This window comes from Geobacter sp. SVR (assembly GCF_016865365.1).
In the GTDB taxonomy this organism is placed as follows: Bacteria; Desulfobacterota; Desulfuromonadia; order Geobacterales; family Pseudopelobacteraceae; genus Pelotalea.
The window spans coordinates 4697862-4717360 of record NZ_AP024469.1 but is presented as its reverse complement, the minus strand read 5'-3'; the positions used below and the strand labels follow the sequence as shown (position 1 = coordinate 4717360).

Genomic DNA, 19499 nt, shown 5'->3' with positions numbered 1-19499 from the left:
AAAGAGACCGGTTATCCACATAATTGTCAACAACTGTTGAAAACTTTATATCAAGCAATTACTGATAGTTACGTGAAATAATTGACAGTCAGGGGGATTTAGGGAAGCAGCAGGTTATCAGAGGATGCCCCATTTTTCAAGGCAAATCCTCCCAGCACTTTTGTAGTGGTTGCAACAAAAATCTTGACAACAAGCTGTCGTTATGGTTAAAGACTCATTTCCTGAAAAATTTTTGTCTGGGGTGATATATCATGAAAAGAACCTTCCAACCGAGCAATACGTCCCGTAAGCGGACCCATGGTTTTCTGGTAAGAATGTCCACAAAGAACGGCCGGCTTGTTATCAAGCGCAGAAGGGCCAAAGGGCGCAAGAACCTTTCGGTTCGCATCGCCACGAAATAGTTTTCGTGGACGGCATGCCTGATAGCTGCACGTTTCCGAAATCATCACGGCTTCGGAAGCGTGCGGACTTTGTCAGGCTTTTTGACGCTCCACACAAATTCAATGCCAAGGGCTTCCTTGTTGTCTGGCAACCGAATGATCTGGCTGAGGCCCGTCTCGGGATCACGGTCAGCAAAAAGGTTGGCAACGCCGTAATCCGCAACAGGATCAAGCGTTATGCCCGGGAAATCTTCAGATGCTGCAGGCAAGCGCTTCCGCCTGTGGATATCAACGTCATCGCACGGCGTGAGTCGGCACTGATGGATTTCAGCCGTGTGAAGCCGGAACTCGAGAGATCCTTCAGGCATATCGGCGTACCCTCATGCTCAAGAGCACTTCGCTCCTCTTAATCAGGCTGTATCAGAAGTCACTTTCCCCGCTTCTGCCGGCAGCCTGCCGTTTTTATCCCTCCTGTTCCGAGTATTCCCGAGAATCGATTCACCGTTACGGATTTACCAGGGGTGTCCGGCTCAGCCTGCTGAGACTCTGCAAGTGCCATCCCTTTCATCCCGGCGGCTATGATCCTGTACCATAACCGAGATCACAACTGGAGCCTTCATGGAAAAGCGTGCGTTTTTGGCAGTGATATTATCGATAGCGGTTTTTTATCTGTTTTCATTCTTTCTGGGACCTGAAAAAAAGCCGGCCGCTCCCGGTCAGGTCGCCGGTCCCGCTGCAGTGACTCCGCAACCGGCTCCGGCTGCAGCGCCGCTCGCTTCTCCCACGGCAACCCCATCGCCGGCTGTTGCCGAGAAGGATGTTACGGTTGATACCGCTTTTTATACGGCGGTCTTTTCAAACCGTGGCGGTGCCCTGAAAAGCATCACCTTGAAGAAATACCACGAAACCCTCAAAGGCAAGCCGGTCGTGCTCGGCAATGATGCCGACCCACAGCTTTACAACCTCTCGACCCGTGCCACCGGTTTCAATCTTCCTGACAACACCGTCTTTACCACGGATACCGATTCGGTGCAGGTGGCGGACAACCAGACCGGACAACTGGTGTTCAATCATGTTTCCGGCCAGGGTTTTACCGTTCGCAAGGTGTATACCTTTACCGGCAACTCCTATGGCATCAAGGTGGAAACCCAGCTCTTCAACAATTCCGCCGCACCCTTGGTGGGTGCCTTCCAACAGGTGCTGACATACCCTGCCGTTCATAAGGTCAAGGACAACCGCTTCGATACGGCCGGTTCCTACCTGTTTGCCGACGACAGCCTCAAGAGCGACAAGACCAAGGACTTGACTGGCAGCTCCAAGCGCTATGACAAAGGCATCCAGTGGGCCGGTTTTGCCGACAAATACTTCCTGACTGCGCTCTTATCCGAGAAGAACAGCATTGCCTCAGTGGAGCTGAAGAAAAACGCATCGGGATACCTGGAATCGGTAGTTTCCTCACCACAATTCACCGTTGCGCCGGGACAGTCAGTGGCTGTCGAACAGCGGCTTTTCGCCGGTCCCAAAGATATCGACATACTCAAGAGCATGGGTAACTCCCTGGAGCAATCTCTTGATTTGGGATGGTTTACGGTCATTGCAAAACCGCTGCTCTATACCCTTAAATTCTTTTATCGCTTTGTCGGCAACTACGGCGTTGCCATTATCATTATCACCGTAATCCTGAAGGTGCTGTTCTTTCCGTTGACGCACAAGAGTTACAAGTCCATGAAGGACATGCAGAAACTGCAGCCCAAAATGGCGGCCATCAAGGAAAAATACAAGAATGATCGCGATGGAATGAACAAGGCTGTCATGGAGCTGTACCGTGACAACAAGGTAAACCCCATGGGGGGATGTTTGCCTATGATCGTACAGATTCCGGTTTTCTTCGCGCTCTACAAGGCGCTCATGTTTTCCATCGAGTTGCGCCACGCGCCCTTTGTGCTGTGGGTCACCGACTTGGCCGACAAAGACCCGTACTATGTCACTCCCATCATCATGGGAATCACCATGTTCGTACAGCAGAAGATGACGCCGTCTCAGATGGATCCGGTGCAGCAGAAGATGATGCTGGCACTGCCGGTCGTTTTCACCTTCATGTTTTTGAATTTCCCGTCCGGACTGGTGCTGTACTGGCTGGTGAACAACGTGCTCACCATTGGCCAGCAGATGTATATCAACAAGCTGGTCAAGGATTGATCGGCATCCACGGAGCAGTGCAATGTATATCCGCGATACGATAGCGGCCGTCGCCACCCCCCCGGGAAACGGGGGGATCGGCATAGTCCGCGTGAGCGGTCCCGAAGCCGCTGTTATCGGCGAAAAGATCTTCAAACGAGCGAATAACGGTGGCCTGATCAGCCACCGTTTTTCTTTTGGGACCATTCGTGATCCTTGGTCCGGGGAAACGGTCGACGAGGCCATGGCCGTCCTGATGAAGGCCCCCCGATCGTATACCTGCGAGGATGTCCTTGAACTGCATTGCCACGGCGGTGTTCTCGTGGTCGAGCAGGTCCTGTCGCTCTGTCTGCAGCACGGGGCGCGCCTGGCCGAACCGGGTGAGTTTACCCGGCGTGCCTTTCTCAATGGAAGAATCGATCTGGCGCAGGCTGAAGCGGTCATGGACATTATCGGTTCGCAGACTGAGGCTGCCCTGCAGCAAGCCCAGCGTCAGCGGGAGGGGCTGCTTTCGCAGCGAATCGAGGACGTTCGGAGCCACCTTCTCAAGGCTCTGGCGCTTGTTGAAGCCTATATCGATTTTCCCGAAGATGACCTGGGCGATACCGATCTTAACGGCATTACCGCGGAGGTCTCCCATGCCGCTTCACTTGTGGACACTTTGCTGTCCGGGTTTGACGAAGGCCGCAGGTTGCGTGAAGGCATTGCGGTATTGATCATTGGGAAACCGAACGCCGGTAAATCCAGCCTGCTTAACCGCCTGCTCAACGAAAACCGCGCCATTGTGACGCATCTGCCCGGCACGACTCGTGATATCATCGAAGAATCCATCAACCTCGGCGGATTACCGGTACGCCTTCTGGATACCGCCGGCATCCGCCATACCGACTGTCTGGTGGAGCAGGAGGGTATCGCCCGCGCCCTGGAAAAGATCCCCCAGGCCGACCTTGTGCTTTTTGTACTCGATGCATCCGATTCTTTCGGGCCTGAAGACCAGTTGATCAGGGAAGCACTGGCGGACGCGCGAACCGTGGTGGTGCTCAATAAATCCGATCTGCCGTCACAGATGGTACTGCCTGCTGATCTCGCCGCCGGGGAACACGTAGCCATTTCTTCCCGGACCGGCGAAGGGGTGGACGCACTTAGGGAACTGGTAAGGTCCTCGTTTCTGCGCAGTTCCGTTGACAACCGCGAATTCATTGCCATTTCCCGGGCTCGTCACCGTGATGCGCTGGTGTCCGCCAGTAGAACTCTGCAAAGCGTACTTACAGGGTTTGCCATGGGTGTGGAACTGGAACTGGCGGCCGTCGATCTGCGTGAGGCATTAACGGCTGTTGGTTCCGTCACCGGCCACGTAACCAACGATGATGTGCTGGATGTTGTCTTTTCTTCCTTTTGTATCGGCAAATAGAGATGTTTCACGTGAAACATAAGGATCAAGAATGATCAATTACGACCTGCATTATGATGTGGTGGTAGTCGGCGCTGGACACGCCGGTTGTGAAGCTGCCCTGGCAGCTGCGCGTATGGGGTGCATGACCTTGCTGCTGACCATCAACCTGGATGCCATTGCTTTGATGTCCTGCAACCCGGCCATCGGCGGCCTTGCCAAAGGTCACCTGGTAAAAGAGATCGATGCCCTAGGGGGGGAAATGGCCAGGAACATCGATGCCACCGGCATACAGTTCCGCATTCTGAACACCCGGAAAGGGCAGGCTGTGCGCGCCTCTCGGGCGCAAGCCGACAAGCAGTTGTACCGGCTACGAATGAAGCGTGTGTTGGAGGAACAGGAAAATCTGCACGTAAAGCAGGCCGAAGTAACGGCCCTCCATTTCGAGGGGGACGAGTTGAGGGGAGTGGACACGCGTTCAGGAATCCGCTTTTTGGCAACTACCGTGATTCTTACCACCGGTACCTTCATGCGGGGTCTGATTCACATCGGGTTGACCAATTACCCGGGGGGTAGAGCCGGCGATCTCCCCTCCATCGGTCTATCCGAGCAATTGAAAAACATCGGATTCGAAGTGGGTCGTCTGAAGACCGGCACGCCGGCACGCCTGGACAAGCGCACCATTGATTTTAGCCGGCTTGAGGCACAGTATGGCGACGATCCGCCGATGCCTTTTTCCTTCTCGACCGGGGCCATAACGATGCCCCAGGTGCCCTGCCACATCGCCTATACCAATCCCCGCTCGCATGAGATCATTCGCTCCGGGCTCGACCGCTCACCCCTGTACGCCGGAATCATAGAGGGTATTGGGCCGCGCTACTGTCCTTCGATCGAGGACAAGGTGATGCGATTCCCCGACAAGGATCGTCACCAGACCTTTATAGAGCCAGAAGGACTGGACACCGTCGAGGTGTACCCCAGCGGCATGTCGACATCACTCCCGATCGATGTCCAGATCGCCTTTTATCGCTCCATGCTGGGGCTGGAGCGGGTTGAGATCATGCGTCCCGCCTATGCCATCGAATATGATTACATCGATCCGATCCAGCTGCATGCCTCGCTGGAAACAAAGCGCTGCCGCAATCTGTATCATGCCGGCCAGATCAACGGCACCTCGGGCTATGAAGAGGCCGCCGCCCAGGGCATCATGGCCGGCATAAACGCGGCCTTGCGTGTTAAGGGTAAGGAACCGCTGCTCCTGTCCCGAAGCGAATCCTATATCGGGGTCATGATCGACGATCTCGTGACCATGGGAACTAAAGAGCCGTACCGGATGTTCACGTCCCGGGCGGAATACCGTCTACTGTTGCGGGAGGACAACGCCGACCTGCGGCTGCGCGAAAAGGGACATGCAATCGGATTGGTGCCGGAAGAGGAGTATGCACGCTTCCTTCAGAAGCGGGAACAGATCCTTGCCGAGCATGAGCGTATGCGGACCACCCGACTGGTCATGGATACGCGGCAGGAAAGTTTTCTCGAACAGCGCGGCCTTTCCGATATCCAGAAGGGGACTTCCCTGGAGCAGTTAATGCGCCGTCCGGAAATTACCTATGCGGATATAGCCGAATTTGACGATGTTTCACGTGAAACATCACCGGCAGTGCGGGAACAGGTGGAAATTCAAATCAAATATCAGGGATATATCGAACGGCAACTGGATCAGATCGAGCGGGCACGCCGTTTTGAGGAGACTCGCCTGCCGGAGGATATCGACTACTTGAGTATGGGAGGGTTGACGACCGAGGTCCGTGAAAAGCTGGCCAAGAATCGGCCCGATACACTGGGGCAGGCCTCTCGCATCCCGGGGATTACGCCGGCGGCCATCTCGGTGCTGTCGATCGCCCTAAAGGCGTATCATAAGCAAGACATAGAGGAGGCACACGTTTGATCGCCAGGATGCTCAGACAAGGCAGCCGGGATTCAGGAGTGGAGCTCAGTGAAGCAATGGTTGCATCATTCGAATTGTTTGCGACCGAGCTGAAGACCTGGAATCGCAAGATCAATCTCACGGCCATTACCCGCGATGAGGATATCGCGGTAAAACATTTCATGGATTCCCTTTATCCGGCGCAACTGCTCGATGGTGCAGAGAGGTTGTTGGATATCGGCTCCGGAGCGGGAATGCCGGCAATACCCTTGAAAATTGTGCTGCCTGGATTGCGGGTTGTTTCTGTGGATGCGGTGGGCAAGAAAATCCACTTTCAGCGGCACATGGCCCGCCTGCTGCAATTCAAACAATTCGAGGCGCTGCATGCGCGGGTCGAGACGCTTCATGCAACGCGCCCCGGTGCTTTTGATGTCATCATCTCACGGGCGTTTTCCAGTCTGACGACCTTCGTTTCCCTGGCAGGACCATTACTGGCAGATAATGGTCGCATGGTTGCCATGAAGGGAGCGGCTGCCGCCGAGGAGTTGTCCAGTGAGGGAGACCGTCTGCAGCAACTCGGCTATCAAATTAGCGCGGAGCACAACTACGAACTGCCGTTTGGGAGCGGAAAACGCTGTCTGATAGTAATCACACCCTTCAAATCCCCATGAAACGGGCATTTGCGCAGGCTTTTATAAAATCGCCCCTGAGACTGTTTTCGGCTTCTTGGTTATAGTCCGGTATGGTTTTGTTCCCTTATGCTGTTTTGAGGCAAATTTGAAGCGCTGAGGCGCTGTTTGTCCTAAAAGCCCCTATTTTTCTCAAATTGAAGTTGCAGATGAGCCCGTTCTGCACTAAAGTGGCTAGGATACACTTCAGTTTCCGGCGGGGGAGATGCCATGAAAGGGATGCTTCTGCATGCCGGCCATCGCTGTTCGTTTCTCCGCCTGTGCTACCCATGAAACCAGATCCGTTCGTTCAAGCCGCATCAAGCCTCCTATCGGGACATACGGGATGCTGCCGGATTGATGGCAGGGCCGAGACATTTGTTTTAACAGCGTGGAGAAGACTGCCATTACGTCTCCGGACATGATCAAAGCGGGGTTGAATGGATATTCGCGTTTACTATGAAGATACCGATGCAGCAGGGATTGTCTACCATGCCAACTACCTGCGGTTTTTCGAGCGCGCGCGTACCGAATATCTTCGTGAGCGAGGACTCTCGGTGTCGGAGCTGGCTGCAAAAGGGCAGGTGTTTCCGGTCATCAGAATGGAAATAGACCTGAAAGCGCCGGCTCGGCACGATGATCTCCTGGTGGTGGTGACCCGACCGGTTCGATGCGGTAAAAGCTCTTTCACGCTTTGTCAGCAGATCCTGCGCAAGCTTGATGGCAGGCTCCTGGTCGATTCCCTGATCACCCTGGCCTGCATTGGAGAGAACCTGCGTGCCAAGCGCATACCCGAAGAGGTCCGCCAGGTACTGGATCAAGAATTGACTGCAGCCGGCGGGCCGGTCTAACGCGGAAAGACATTCATGCAAGAACGGAAAATACTTGATGCCGTCGAGGGGGGTGAGCGCATTGGCCGGGAGGAGGCGCTGGCCCTTCTGCTCGCCGGCGAGTTGCTCTCCCTGGGCAGGGCCGCGGATCGGATACGGAGCCGGCTTCATCCTGAGAATCTGGTGTCGTTCGTCGTGGACCGCAACGTCAATTACACCAATATCTGCGAGTCCAAGTGTTCGTTCTGCGCCTTTTATCGCGATCAGTCCGCAGATGACGCCTATGTACTGTCACAGGATACGATTCTCACCAAGATCGCCGAACTGGTCGACCAGGGGGGAACCCAGCTGCTGATGCAGGGGGGCCTTAATCCCGCCCTCAAGATCGGTTTCTTCGAAGAGATGTTCCGGGAGATAAAGAGATCGTTTCCCGGCATCCAGAACCATTCTCTTTCGCCGGCCGAGATTACCTGCATTGCCACTGCTTCGGAACTGTCGCTGGACGAGACGCTGGTGCGCCTCAAGAAGGCGGGCCTGGATTCCGTCCCCGGAGGGGGTGCCGAGATCCTGGTGGATGAGGTGCGCGGTAGTATCTCCCCCAACAAGATCGGCTGGCGAAAGTGGGGCGAGGTGATGCTCAAGGCGGCCGGGCTCGGCATGCCGACCACCGCTACCATGATGTTCGGCAGCAGCGAACGTCCCCAGGATATCGTCGAGCACCTGTTCCGGATCCGGGAGCTGCAGGACGCCGGCGGATCGTTCACCGCTTTCATTCCCTGGACCTATCAGCCGGGAAATACCGAATTGGGGGGCGTCACCGCCACCGGAGTCGAGTATCTCAAGGTACTGGCGCTATCCCGCATCGTGCTGGATAATGTTGCCAATATCCAGGCCAGCTGGGTCACACAGGGGGACAAGATGGCCCAGGTAGCACTATTTTTCGGTGCCAACGACCTCGGCGGGACCATGCTGGAAGAGAATGTCGTGGCCGCCGCCGGGTGCAGCTTCCGCATGTCCCGGGAAGAGATGATCTCCCTGATTCAACAGGCCGGTTTTCGGGCTGCCCAACGCACAACTACATACCAGATACTCAGGGAGTTTTAGGTTTGACCTTATCAACGCCGCAAAGCGGCACGTGTGAGATGATAATCCGGCCGGAGAGGCTGGCCGAAGTGGCGGCAATCATTAGCCGCGGAACAGAAGTAGCTGTGGATCTGGAGATGGACTCGCTTCACCATTACCGTGAAAAGGTTTGCCTGATTCAGATATCCACCCGTACCGAAAGCTGGCTAATCGATCCGCTGGCGCTGAAAGATCTGTCGCCGCTGGCCGTACCCTTGAGCAATCCGGACATCCTGACGGTAATGCATGGTGCCGATTACGACATCAGGTCACTGCACCGGGATTTTGGCATCGAGGTCGGCAATCTGTTCGACACGATGATCGCCTCCCGTTTTCTGGGTATTACGGAATTCGGCCTGGCCGCCCTGCTGAAGGCCCGTTTTGGAATCGAGCTGAACAAAAAATACCAGAAGGCCGATTGGAGCAAGCGGCCGCTCAGCCCTGAGATGTGTGCCTATGCCACTGCTGACACGGCTGATCTGCTTCCGTTGTACGACCAGCTGCGTGCGGAACTGGTGGAAAAAGGACGCCTCTCCTGGCAGGAAGAGGAGTGCCGGCTGGTATGTGGGGCGCGGGTCACCGAAAAGGAAGGACCTCTTTTTCTGTCCAGCAAAGGAGCCGGCAAATTCAAAGGGCGCGGCCTGGCCATCCTGGAGGCCCTGCTGCAGATGCGCGACAGTCAGGCCCGGGAGCTCGACCGTCCCCCTTTCAAGGTGATCTCGGCAGAAACGCTTCAGGAAATCGCCGATAAAAGACCCCGCACCTTCGGCGACCTGGCTGCAATCAAAGGAATGACCTCCGGACAGGTTCACCGTTACGGGGAGAGAATTCTGGCGGCGGTTTCGGCTGCCCTGGCACTGCCCGAGCAGGATCTGCCCCGCTTTCCGCGGCAGCGGCGCGAGGAACCCAGCGAGAGCAGCAAAGAGCGTCTCAAACGCCTCAAGTCCTGGCGTCAGGAAAAGAGCCGTCTGCTGGAGCTGGAACCTGGCGTCGTGGCTCCCAACTGGCTGCTGGAGTCGATTGCCGAGGCCAATCCGGCCTGCGGGGAGGACTTTGAAGGCATCGCCGGCATGCGGGAGTGGCAAAAAGGGTTATTCGGCAAGGAGCTGCTGGCGGAACTGGCCTCAGCGGAACCGGTGCCGGAATAGAACAGGAGCAGTACATGGAATATCCCTACCTGAGCATCGTGGTACCGGTGTACAACGAGGAGTCCAATCTGGAGCCTTTGATGGAGCGGCTTTATCCGGCTGCCAGGAGCACCGGACGAAGCTTCGAGATCATCTTTACCAATGACGGCTCCCGCGACCGCTCGCTGGATATCCTGCGCACGATGGTGCAGCGGTATCCCGGTGTCCGGGTCATAGAATTCAACGGCAACTTCGGCCAGCATATGGCCATCCTGGCCGCCTTCGAGATGTCCAGCGGCCAGATCGTGATCACCCTGGACGCTGATCTGCAGAATCCCCCGGAAGAGATTCCCCGCTTGGTGGCTGCCATCGAGAGTGGGCACGACGTGGTCGGCACCATCCGCCAGAAGCGTCAGGACACCGCTTTCCGCAGGGTCGCCTCGCGGATCGTCAACATCACCACTAACAAGATGACCGGCATGCAGATGAACGATTACGGCTGCATGCTACGGGCCTACAGCCGCGATGTCATCGAGAACATCAACCGCTGCGGCGAGTCGACCACCTTTATTCCGGCCCTGGCACAGACCTTCGCTTCCAACCCTTCCGAAATCGAGGTTGCCCATGCCGAGCGGGCCGCCGGCGAAAGCAAGTATTCACTCTACCGGCTGGTCCGGTTGAATTTCGATCTGATGACTGGGTTCTCGGTGGTGCCGCTGCAACTGTTCGCACTGTTCGGCATCCTTACGTCGGTGCTCGCTCTGGCCTTCGGCCTGTTCCTGCTGATCCGGCGTTTCATAGTCGGCGCCGAGGTGGAAGGGGTTTTTACGCTGTTTGCGATCCTGTTCTTCTTCATCGGCATCATTATCATGGGGATCGGAATCGTTGGCGAATACGTGGGCCGGATCTACCAGGAGGTGCGCAAGCGCCCGCGCTTCGTGGTCAGGAAAACATACGGTTTCGAAGGATAACGGTGGGGCGAAGTGCTTCGCACTCGCAATCCCGACAATAAAAGGAATTGGCACAGCAGGCACATCATGGCCACAACATCTGATAAAATAATAGTCTGCGCCTATCACAACGTAGGCTATCGCTGCATTACCGAACTTCTGCGCCAGGGTGCGGAGATAGCGCTGATCTTCAGCCACGAGGATTCGGCCGGAGAACAGATCTGGTTCGAGTCGGTACGTGAACTGGCCGGACGTCACGGCATACCCTGCCTGACCTCCGAGATCAATGCGCCGGAGAACGTGGAGCGGGTCCGGGAGCTCGCTCCCGATTTCCTGTTTTCGTTCTATTACCGCTCCATGATCAAGCCCGAGGTGCTGGAGATACCCCGCAAAGGGGCGCTCAACCTGCACGGGTCCTATCTGCCGAAATACCGTGGCCGGGTGCCGGTCAATTGGGCGGTGATCAACGGCGAGACCGAAACGGGCGCCACCCTGCACTACATGGTGGAGAAGCCCGATGCCGGCGAAATCGTGGACCAGGAAAGGGTGCCGATACTGTTCACCGACACGGCCCAGGATGTCTTTCACAAGGTCACCGATGCGGCTGTGGAGGTGCTTTCCCGTTCCTGGCCGCTTCTGCGCGAGGAGAAGGCTGCCAGAGTGCCGATGGATCTTTCTGCCGGCAGTTACTTCGGCGGCCGCAAACCGGCGGATGGCCGTATCGATTGGAGCAGAAGCGCCGTTGAGATCTACAATCTGGTCCGTGGCGTAACCCATCCCTATCCGGGGGCCTTTGCCCATCTCGACGGCAGAAAAGTTACCGTCTGGTCCGCCCGGCCAATGGAGGGGAATGGTGAGCCGGGATGTATCATGTCGCTTGATCCGCTGGTGGTCGGCACCGGAAAAGGGTTGCTGGAGCTGCGTTCCCTTCAGGTCGAGGGGGAAGAGGAACTGGCAGGGAACAGAATAGAGCTGGCAAATACCGCGCATTTCGATTAATCGGCGGATCGGAGGAATGGGCGGCACAGCGGCGCTGCATGTCCCACGGACCGCGGCAGAACGCAGAGGGCCCGTCTTCGGATCCGCACAAACAAAGGAGATGTAATGAAAGTACTCATACTGGGCGTCAACGGCTTCATCGGCAATGCTCTCACTCACCGTATCCTCACCACCACCGACTGGGAAGTGTTCGGTCTGGACATGGCGTGTGACAAGCTGGAGCGCTCTTTGGGCGATGCCCGTTTCCATTTCCTGGAAGGGGATATCACCATCAATAAGGAATGGATCGAGTATAATATCAAGAAGTGCGACGTGGTGTTGCCGCTGGTGGCCATCGCCACGCCGGTGACCTATGTCAGGGATCCGCTCAGGGTTTTCGAGCTGGACTTCGAGGAAAACCTCAAGATCATCCGTCTGTGCCACAAGTACAAGAAACGGGTGATCTTCCCGTCCACCTCCGAGGTCTACGGCATGTCGCCGGACCGGGAATTCGACGAGGACAACTCTCCGCTGATGCTGGGGCCGATCGCCAAGGAGCGCTGGATCTACTCCTGCGCCAAGCAGATGCTGGACCGCGTGATCTATGCCTACGGCATGCATGAGGGGCTGAAATTCACCCTGTTCCGCCCCTTCAACTGGATCGGGCCCAAACTGGACAGCATCCACACAGCCAAAGAGGGGAGCTCCCGGGTCCTGACGCAGTTTCTCTACAACATCCTGGCCGGTGAGCCGATCCAGTTGGTGGATGGCGGCAACCAGCGCCGCTCCTTTACCTACATCGAGGACGGCATTGACTGCCTGATGCGGATCATCGCCAACGAGAACGGCTGCGCCGACGGTAAAATCTTCAACATCGGCAATCCCTCCAACGACCTGTCGGTCAAGGAACTGGCCCATAAGCTGCGCGACATGGTGGCCGAGTTCCCGCTTTACCGCGAGAAGGCCGAAAAGTGCGTGATCGAGGAGGTCACCTCGGACAGCTTCTACGGCAAGGGCTATCAGGACATGCTGACCCGCGTGCCGTCGGTGCGGCGCGCCAAGGAGAGCCTGGGATGGGAGCCGGTGACCACCATCGAGGATGCCCTGCGCAAGACCTTGGAGTTCTATCTGGTGGATGAGCGGGAAAAACTGTCGGAATTCCTCTGAATCGAGGAGCGCTGCTTCAGAAACGCGGGAAAACAGTGAGCGACAATATCGTGGTGAAAAACTCGAAGGCAGGTGTTCTTTAAGTGCTCAGTCGTCGCGGTTTCACGCTGATCGAGCTGGTCGTGGTACTGGCGCTGATCTCCCTGGTGATGATGCTGGTAATACCGCGTCTCCCTTCCACGGAGAGCGAGGACCTGAAGAACTCGGCCCGCACGCTTGCCGCCACCCTGCGCTACATGCAGGACCGCGCCGCCACCAACAGGACAACCTATTATCTCAATTTTGAGCCGGGTACCGATACGCTCAGAATTTCCGAGGCTGCTGCCGACGGGAGCGAGAAGGAGCCGGAAGACCCGTTGCTGCAGAAACGGCCGATCGAGAAAGGCATCCAGGTGGCAGATGTGGTCGTGCCGCGCCTGGGCAAGGTCACCGACGGCCAGTTCAGGCTCGACATCGGCATGGGAGGCTTGAGGGATTTCATCATCATTCACCTGCGCGCTGCCAACGACAGTTTCTGGACCGTCATGGCCTTTCCCGCCGGAGGAAAAGTCAAGGTGTACCAGGGATACCAGGAGGAGCCGCTGTGAAGACCGCACACGGTTTTACCCTGCTGGAGGTGATGGTGGCCCTGGCGGTCATGGCGGGGGTCATCCTGACGGTGCTGAGTTCGGTCAATTATCACCTGACCATCGTGGCCCGTGAAAAGGACGAAACCGCGCTCTCCATCCTGGCGCGCGCCAAGCTCACCGAGCTGTTGCAGGAACCACTTCAGCAGAAGGGCGAGGGGACCCTGGCCCCGCAGCATCCTGAATTGACGTGGCAGTCCGAGCTGCAGCCGACCCAGCTCCCCGCCCTGCAGAAACTGGTGCTGCGAGTCCAACGGACCAGCGACAAACGGGAGGTGGTGCTTGAGCGCTACATCGTCCCGAAATAGGGGCTTCACGCTCCTGGAGGTGCTGATAGCCATCGTGCTGCTGGGGCTGTTGGCGGGAGCGCTCTACGCCAGTTATTTCACGGTTCTCAGGGCGCGGGACAGCGCCACCGAGAGCATGGAGACACGCCGTGAACTGGGTGCGACACTCGATCTGCTGCGCCGCGAAATCTCATCGGCCAAGTTTGATCGCACCGACACGCAAAAGCGCTGGCGGTTCGTGGTGGAGGACCGGGACAACTTCGGCAAACCGGCCTCGACGCTGGAGCTGACCAGCTTCGCTCCCCCCGCGGCGGGACGCAAGGAATCGGGCGTGATCAATGTGCAGTACCGCTTGCTTGAACAGAACAAACACTGGATTTTAACGCGCAGGGAGCAGGATGTGCTGCTCAAACCGGACACGGTGCCGGTGTATCCGCAGATGGAAACCATCAGCGCCTTTCTGGTGGAATGCTATGACGGTTCCAAGTGGGTTAGAAGCTGGGACACCGCCACCTCCCTGAACAACTCCCTGCCGAGGCAGGTGCGCATCACCATTCAGGTTGAGGAGGCCGGCAAGCCGGTCGAATTTTCGGTATACGCCACTCCCCGGGTGACGCAATGAAGGGGCTGATCTGCGGTAGAAGGGGCTTCGCCCTGGTCCTGACCCTGGTGGTGACTGCCCTGATGGTGGCGGTGGCAGTGGAGCTGGTCCATCAGGTCTATGTGGATACCTCGCTTACCCGGGCCTTCCGTGACGGGCAGCAGGCCTCGATTCTGGCCGAATCGGGTATCGAGGGGGGCATCAAGCTGGTGCAGACCGCCCTGGCAATCCATCCGAACTATACTTCGCTGACCGATTGGAACCAGCCGATAAAGCTGGAAGACGAGATCGGTTCGATCGAAATCGCGGTGACGGAAGAGAGCGGCAAGATCAATTTGAATGATGTAATAACCGCAGACGGAAACTTTGAGCAAACCAGATTAGCTCAGCTCAAACGGCTGGGCAAACGGTTACAGGTGCCGGAGGACAATTGGGGCGCTTTGGCCGACTGGATTGACACTAATGGCGAAACGAGGGCCGGGGGAGCTGAGGATACCTATTATTTAACCCAGAAGCCCCCCTACCGCGCTGCCAACCAACCTCTCACCACTTTTACAGAACTGTCGCTGGTCAAAGGCTTCCTGCCGCAGTATTTGATAGCCCTGCGACCTTTTGTGACTGTGTATGGCTTAAAAGGGGCCATATCAAAGATAAATATCAATACTGCCCCCAAAGAGGTCATCGTGGCTTTGGACGATTCCATAGATGACAGCGTGGCAAGTAAGGTCGATGAACAACGCCGTTTGAAGCCGTTCGAAAACATTGGTGACGTAAATTCAAGGGTCTCTGGAAGCGGGGCACTTATGGGTAAACAGGCGTATTTGGGGTTTGCGGGCACTATTTTCAGAATCATTTCCGTAGCACGGGTCAAGGAAACGGCCCGAACGGTGGAGGCTGTGGTCGACGTAGGTAGTAATAAAATTTTATCGTGGCAAGAGTATTAGCAGGCTGATAACACGGAGGCAGACAGGAGCATTATGGACTATCTGATAATCCAGGTCGAGGAGCAGCGGGTGACCGCAGTCCGCTTCCGGGTCTCCGGACGGGCGGCCACCATGGCCGGTGCGGCGGCGTTTGAGCTGGGGCACGAACAGGACCTGCCGGCGGTGGCCCGCCGGATTGCCGAAGGGGTTTCCGCCGGCGTGCATGTGGTGCTGTGCCTGCCGCCGACGCTGTTTGCCCTGCGCACCGTGGAACTGCCGCTCACCGATCTGCGCAAGGTGCGCGAAGTGTTGCCGGTCCATATGCAGGGGGAGATCGCCCTGCCGGCCGAAGAGGCGGTCTTTGAAGCACTGCCGTCGGTCGACGGCCGGTTCATGGCCGTGTGGGCCCGGCGCAGCGATATCGCCCGGGAAATTGCCATCTTCAATGAAGCGGGCATTGACCCGCAATACGTCACCACACAGCCGTTGGCCTGGGGGCATTTGCCCGGTATTACCGCCGATTGCGCCGTAACCGACGGACGTGCCCTGGCGGTGATCGCCGGAGGCAACGTGGCCTTCATGCGCGCTTTCAGCGGCAGCGATTCCCTTCAGGAATTACGGGCCACCCTGACGGCGCTGGAACTGTCAGAGATGGTGCTGCCGCCGCGCTTGTTTGTATTCGGCGAGCAGGCCGAAGCCCTTGCGGCGGTGGAAGAGCTGCCGCTGGCGGTGCAACGGCTGGAACTGCCGGATGATCTGGCGGTGCAGCTCAGGACCGATGAAACGTTCCAGCAGGTGGCAGGCGCCTTTGCCGTGGTCAGAGCCGCCATGCAGGGGGGGCTGGCCGACTTCCGGCGGGGTGACCTGGCCTGGACCGCCGGAGATGTGCGGCTGCGGAAAAGGATGATCGTAACCGCCGTGCTGGCCTCTCTGCTGGCGGGCTTGCTGTTCGTGTCCCAGTGGCTGCAGTACCGGGCGTTGCGCACTGACCTGGATTCGCTGAACACCTCCATTTCGGGCATCTACCGCGATGTTTTCCCCAATCGGACCAAGGCGGTGGACGAGGTGGCCGAAATCAAAAGTGAGATCAAAAAAATGGCCGGCGGCGACATGTCGGCCAGCTTCCTGGATGTGCTCAAACCGATAGCCGAAGCCAAAGGGGCCGGTATTACCGGCCTCTATGAGGCCGAACTGGACGGTCGCACCCTGCGGGTCAAGGGGGATGCCCGCTCGGCCCAGGCGGCCAACGAGTTCAAGGCGGCCCTGGCCCCTATCATGGCGACCGTGGAACTGGGCGAGGTCAAAGGGCGCCCCGACGGTACGGTCAGCTTCAGTCTGAGCGGAACCGTGAAGGAGGTGAAGCAATGAGGTTCTTCGATCGGGTCCTCGATTTCTGGCGCAACCTGGACAGCCGGATGCGGCTGTGGGCCGGCTGCGCACTGATAGCCGTGCTGGCGGTCGTGCTGGGATGGTCGGCCCTGGCCGGAAAGAATGCGCAACTGGAGCGCAAGCGCAAGGCCCGGGAGGCGGTACTGAAGGAATTGATGCCGCTGCGGGTAGCCTATCGTTCGGCCAAGCTGTCGTCCGACACCATGGCAGGCCGTCTGGCGGCGGTACGTCCCGAAGATTCGCCGGCCAAAGTGATCGAAGAGATCGGCATCAGGGGCAAAGGGGTCAAGATTGCCCCGGTCAAGGGAGAGCGGCGCGGGAACATCCAGGAGGATGCCGCTGACGTGAGTATCGAAGGCCTGACCGCCAATGAGGCCATCAACCTGATCTATCGCCTGGAGAAGGGGGGACGGCCGCTGCTGCTCAAGAAGAGCAACCTGCGGGTGCGCTTCGATGATCCCTCCCGTTTCGACCTATCCATGACCGTAGCCCTGCTCAAGCCGGCCCCCGGATCTGCCAAATGACAAAAGGACAACGGTTGCTGCGCACTATAGCGCTCGGCGCCGGTGGGGCATTCCTGTTCGTCGTTCTGACCTACCTGTTCATTCCCACCAGCCGGATCGATGCGCTCATCGCTCAGGTGTTGGCGGAACAGGGGCTTTCATTGGCTCCCGGGGCCCACAAGACCCTTCTGCCCGGCCTGAGATGGAATGATGCGCTGCTTTCCTCCGAACAGGGAGGAGTCGCGCACTTCGACCGGCTGCGGGTGCGGCTGCAACTGCTGCCCCTGCTGATGGGCAGGGTGGGTGTCCGTGCCGCAGCGGACATCGGAAAAGGGCAGTTGGACCTGTTCTACGGAGTTACCGGACGGGAAGCCTTCGCACTGCATACGGACGGCATCAATCTGACGGATATACCCATTTTCAAAACAGTGCTGGGAGCGACTGCCAGCGGCAATTTCTGGAGCGAAGGGGAGGTTACCCGGTCAGCGAAGGGGCTGAACGGGGAGCTGAAGCTGGAAGTGAAGCAGTTGGCCTACGCCGGGGTAAAGATGGGTGCCTTCCCGCTCCCGGACGCGTCGAACCTGCGCAGCCAGGGCATGGTCCGGATTACGGACAGCCAGGTCCGCCTGGAAAGCTTCACGCTCCAAGGGGAGGGGATCTACATGCGGCTTTCCGGGAATCTGCCCGGCGGAGCCAAGACTGCCAACGCCCCCTTGGATCTGGTCCTGGAGATCATGCCCAAGCCCGAGTTTTTGGAACGACAGAAACTGACCTTCCTGCTGCTGGCCAAGTTCCAGGTTTCACCCGGCGTATACCGGGTTCCGATTCGTGGTACACTGTTGAAACCGGAGATTTTCTGATATGTCGTCCAGGATCGGCCTGATGGGGGGCACCTTCAATCCGGTGCACCTTGCCCATTTGCGGATTGCCGAGGAGGCCCGTGATATGTGCGGGCTGGACCGGGTTATATTCATTCCGGCCGGAGATCCTCCCCATAAACCGCTGGCCGGCGAGGTGCCCTTTACGCAGCGCTGCGAGATGGTGCGGCGCGCAATTGCCGGAAACCCCGCCTTCGAGCTTTCGGAGATAGAGGGACAGCGTGCCGGGAAATCCTATTCGATCGATACCATTGCCGCCTTTCGTCTGGCAAACCCCGATGACCAGCTGTTCTTCATCATCGGCAGCGATTCGTTTCTGGAGATAGGATTGTGGCATCGTTTCGCCGAGATCTTCCGATCCTGCAGTCTGATCGTAGTCGAACGTCCGGGATGCCCCGTCAGCGACCCCTCCGCGAGCCTGCCGGCCGCCATCCGTGCCGAACTCAGCTATAGCGAAACCGCCCGGCTGCTGGAGCATCGCTCCGGAACATCGGTGCAGTTCGTCACCGGCTGTCCCCTGGCCATCTCATCGAGCGAGATCCGCCGCTTGGCGGCAGCAGGACGTTCCATTACCTATCTCGTCCCTCCCCAGGTGGGGGAGTACATCAAGGAGCAAAGGATTTATCAAGAATGACCGTGAATAAAACAGCAGCAAAACCGACCCTGAGCGCCCCGGAACGGGCCCTGAAATGCGCAGAGCTGGCCTTCGACAAGAAGGCCTACGACATCCGCGCCCTGGATATAACCAGGGTTTCGACCATTGCCGATTACCTGGTGATCATCTCGGGCAGTTCCGACCGGCAGGTCCAGGCCATTGCCGACAGTATCCGCACCGGACTCAAGAAGTACGGCAAGGTCAATGACATTGAAGGGGAAGCCGAGGGCAAGTGGATCGTAATGGACTACGGCGACGTGCTGGTGCACATCTTCCACGATCCGCTCCGCAGCTATTACGACCTGGATGGCCTGTGGCAGCTCGCGTCGGAGGTGGAACTGCCCAAGGCGATCCGCGAGGCACGCAAGGACAGCTTCTTTTGATCCTTCAGGGTAAGGGCCGATAAGCAATGAAGCTGCGTGTCCTGTGGGTAGGCAAAAGCCGCGAGGCGTGGGTAAAGGAGGCGGTTGCCGATTACGGCGGCCGCATCCGGCGTTATCTGCCCCTGGAATTGTGCGAGGTACGCGACGAAAAGGGGGCTCTGGCTGAGGAGATGCGCCGCCGTGAGTGCGAGCGGCTGGAGAAGCAGGTGCCGCCGGGGGCGACGCTGGTGCTCATGGATGAGCGCGGCGATCAGCTCGACTCCCCCGGCTTGGCCGGTTTTATCGGCAAACAGCGCGATGCGGCGGTCGGTGACATGGTGTTCGCCATTGGCGGTGCCTACGGCTTTTCAGAGGAATTCCGCCGACGGGGAAGGTTGCTTTCACTTTCCCGGATGACCTTCACTCACCAGATGGTGCGGGTTTTCCTGCTGGAGCAGATTTACCGGGCCTGTACTATTCTCAACAACGAGCCGTACCATCACTGATGGAGAGCGCAGCTTTTCCATAATCTCGTCGGCCTGGAGCTTATCGAAAAAT

The 19499-nt window shown here is 57.8% G+C and carries 24 protein-coding genes; 23 read left to right on the top strand and 1 reads right to left on the bottom strand.

Translation table 11 applies throughout. The features are described from left to right. Positions 1-251: 251 nt before the first annotated feature. The 7 genes from rpmH to rsmG are packed head-to-tail and all read left to right on the top strand — an operon-like array spanning position 252 to position 6546. Entirely contained in the window at positions 252-401 is a 150-nt protein-coding gene (gene rpmH / locus GSVR_RS21975) for a 50S ribosomal protein L34 (RefSeq protein WP_173197929.1), read from the top strand. Positions 402-415: 14 nt separating this feature from the next. After that, on the top strand, positions 416-790 hold the full coding sequence (rnpA, locus tag GSVR_RS21970) for a ribonuclease P protein component (protein ID WP_173197927.1): 375 nt from the start codon (positions 416-418) through the stop codon (positions 788-790). Then, entirely contained in the window at positions 763-975 is a 213-nt protein-coding gene (yidD, locus tag GSVR_RS21965; protein WP_173197925.1) for a membrane protein insertion efficiency factor YidD, read from the top strand. The genes rnpA and yidD overlap by 28 nt, the downstream gene beginning before the upstream one ends. Before the next feature lie 23 nt (positions 976-998). Continuing rightward, complete coding sequence (gene yidC / locus GSVR_RS21960) at positions 999-2579, top strand: membrane protein insertase YidC (protein WP_173197923.1); 1581 nt, start codon at positions 999-1001, stop codon at positions 2577-2579. Positions 2580-2601: 22 nt separating this feature from the next. Continuing rightward, positions 2602-3969, top strand: coding sequence for a tRNA uridine-5-carboxymethylaminomethyl(34) synthesis GTPase MnmE (gene mnmE, locus GSVR_RS21955; protein ID WP_173197921.1), 1368 nt, complete (start codon positions 2602-2604; stop codon positions 3967-3969). Between the two features lie 31 nt (positions 3970-4000). Then, positions 4001-5896, top strand: coding sequence for a tRNA uridine-5-carboxymethylaminomethyl(34) synthesis enzyme MnmG (gene mnmG, locus GSVR_RS21950; protein ID WP_173197919.1), 1896 nt, complete (start codon positions 4001-4003; stop codon positions 5894-5896). Between the two features lie 8 nt (positions 5897-5904). Continuing rightward, on the top strand, positions 5905-6546 hold the full coding sequence (gene rsmG / locus GSVR_RS21945) for a 16S rRNA (guanine(527)-N(7))-methyltransferase RsmG (protein ID WP_173198098.1): 642 nt from the start codon (positions 5905-5907) through the stop codon (positions 6544-6546). Between the two features lie 204 nt (positions 6547-6750). On the opposite strand, the gene GSVR_RS21940 is transcribed toward rsmG, so the two are convergent. Further along, positions 6751-6951, bottom strand: a complete 201-nt coding sequence (locus GSVR_RS21940) for a hypothetical protein (RefSeq protein WP_173197917.1) — start codon at positions 6949-6951, stop codon at positions 6751-6753. Positions 6952-6983: 32 nt separating this feature from the next. Between GSVR_RS21940 and GSVR_RS21935 the strand changes: the two genes are divergently transcribed. The 16 genes from GSVR_RS21935 to GSVR_RS21860 all read left to right on the top strand — a co-directional run bounded on the left by GSVR_RS21935 (position 6984) and on the right by GSVR_RS21860 (position 19447). Beyond that, entirely contained in the window at positions 6984-7394 is a 411-nt protein-coding gene (locus GSVR_RS21935) for a YbgC/FadM family acyl-CoA thioesterase (RefSeq protein WP_173197915.1), read from the top strand. A gap of 15 nt (positions 7395-7409) precedes the next feature. Then, positions 7410-8477: a cyclic dehypoxanthinyl futalosine synthase gene (mqnC, locus tag GSVR_RS21930; protein ID WP_173197913.1), complete on the top strand. Its 1068-nt coding sequence runs from the start codon at positions 7410-7412 to the stop codon at positions 8475-8477. A gap of 2 nt (positions 8478-8479) precedes the next feature. Continuing rightward, positions 8480-9643: a ribonuclease D gene (locus GSVR_RS21925; protein WP_239077410.1), complete on the top strand. Its 1164-nt coding sequence runs from the start codon at positions 8480-8482 to the stop codon at positions 9641-9643. Between the two features lie 14 nt (positions 9644-9657). After that, positions 9658-10593, top strand: coding sequence for a glycosyltransferase (locus GSVR_RS21920; RefSeq protein ID WP_173197911.1), 936 nt, complete (start codon positions 9658-9660; stop codon positions 10591-10593). Positions 10594-10659: 66 nt separating this feature from the next. After that, complete coding sequence (locus GSVR_RS21915; RefSeq protein WP_203978750.1) at positions 10660-11571, top strand: formyltransferase; 912 nt, start codon at positions 10660-10662, stop codon at positions 11569-11571. 105 nt (positions 11572-11676) lie between these two features. Beyond that, positions 11677-12717, top strand: coding sequence for a bifunctional UDP-4-keto-pentose/UDP-xylose synthase (locus GSVR_RS21910; RefSeq protein WP_203978749.1), 1041 nt, complete (start codon positions 11677-11679; stop codon positions 12715-12717). Between the two features lie 83 nt (positions 12718-12800). Continuing rightward, positions 12801-13304, top strand: coding sequence for a Tfp pilus assembly protein FimT/FimU (locus GSVR_RS21905; RefSeq protein ID WP_173197909.1), 504 nt, complete (start codon positions 12801-12803; stop codon positions 13302-13304). Further along, positions 13301-13651: a prepilin-type N-terminal cleavage/methylation domain-containing protein gene (locus GSVR_RS21900; RefSeq protein ID WP_239077409.1), complete on the top strand. Its 351-nt coding sequence runs from the start codon at positions 13301-13303 to the stop codon at positions 13649-13651. The genes GSVR_RS21905 and GSVR_RS21900 overlap by 4 nt, the downstream gene beginning before the upstream one ends. Next, a complete protein-coding gene (locus GSVR_RS21895; RefSeq protein ID WP_173197907.1) occupies positions 13626-14252 on the top strand; it encodes a type II secretion system protein GspJ in 627 nt (208 codons plus the stop codon). Before GSVR_RS21900 ends, GSVR_RS21895 begins: the two co-directional genes overlap by 26 nt. Further along, entirely contained in the window at positions 14249-15175 is a 927-nt protein-coding gene (gene gspK / locus GSVR_RS21890; RefSeq protein ID WP_173197905.1) for a type II secretion system minor pseudopilin GspK, read from the top strand. The genes GSVR_RS21895 and gspK overlap by 4 nt, the downstream gene beginning before the upstream one ends. A 33-nt stretch (positions 15176-15208) precedes the next feature. Then, the gene (gene gspL / locus GSVR_RS21885) at positions 15209-16522 is read left to right on the top strand and encodes a type II secretion system protein GspL (protein WP_173197903.1); all 1314 of its coding nucleotides are present in this window, start codon (positions 15209-15211) and stop codon (positions 16520-16522) included. Next, on the top strand, positions 16519-17067 hold the full coding sequence (locus GSVR_RS21880; RefSeq protein WP_173197901.1) for a general secretion pathway protein GspM: 549 nt from the start codon (positions 16519-16521) through the stop codon (positions 17065-17067). The genes gspL and GSVR_RS21880 overlap by 4 nt, the downstream gene beginning before the upstream one ends. Beyond that, entirely contained in the window at positions 17064-17906 is an 843-nt protein-coding gene (gene gspN / locus GSVR_RS21875) for a type II secretion system protein GspN (RefSeq protein ID WP_173197899.1), read from the top strand. The genes GSVR_RS21880 and gspN overlap by 4 nt, the downstream gene beginning before the upstream one ends. 1 nt (position 17907) lies before the next feature. Beyond that, positions 17908-18558 (top strand): nicotinate-nucleotide adenylyltransferase, encoded by a 651-nt coding sequence (gene nadD / locus GSVR_RS21870; RefSeq protein ID WP_173197897.1) that lies wholly within the window; start codon positions 17908-17910, stop codon positions 18556-18558. Further along, the gene (gene rsfS / locus GSVR_RS21865; protein WP_173197895.1) at positions 18555-18962 is read left to right on the top strand and encodes a ribosome silencing factor; all 408 of its coding nucleotides are present in this window, start codon (positions 18555-18557) and stop codon (positions 18960-18962) included. Before nadD ends, rsfS begins: the two co-directional genes overlap by 4 nt. Positions 18963-18988: 26 nt before the next feature. Next, positions 18989-19447, top strand: a complete 459-nt coding sequence (locus tag GSVR_RS21860; protein ID WP_173197887.1) for a 23S rRNA (pseudouridine(1915)-N(3))-methyltransferase RlmH — start codon at positions 18989-18991, stop codon at positions 19445-19447. Positions 19448-19499: the final 52 nt, after the last annotated feature.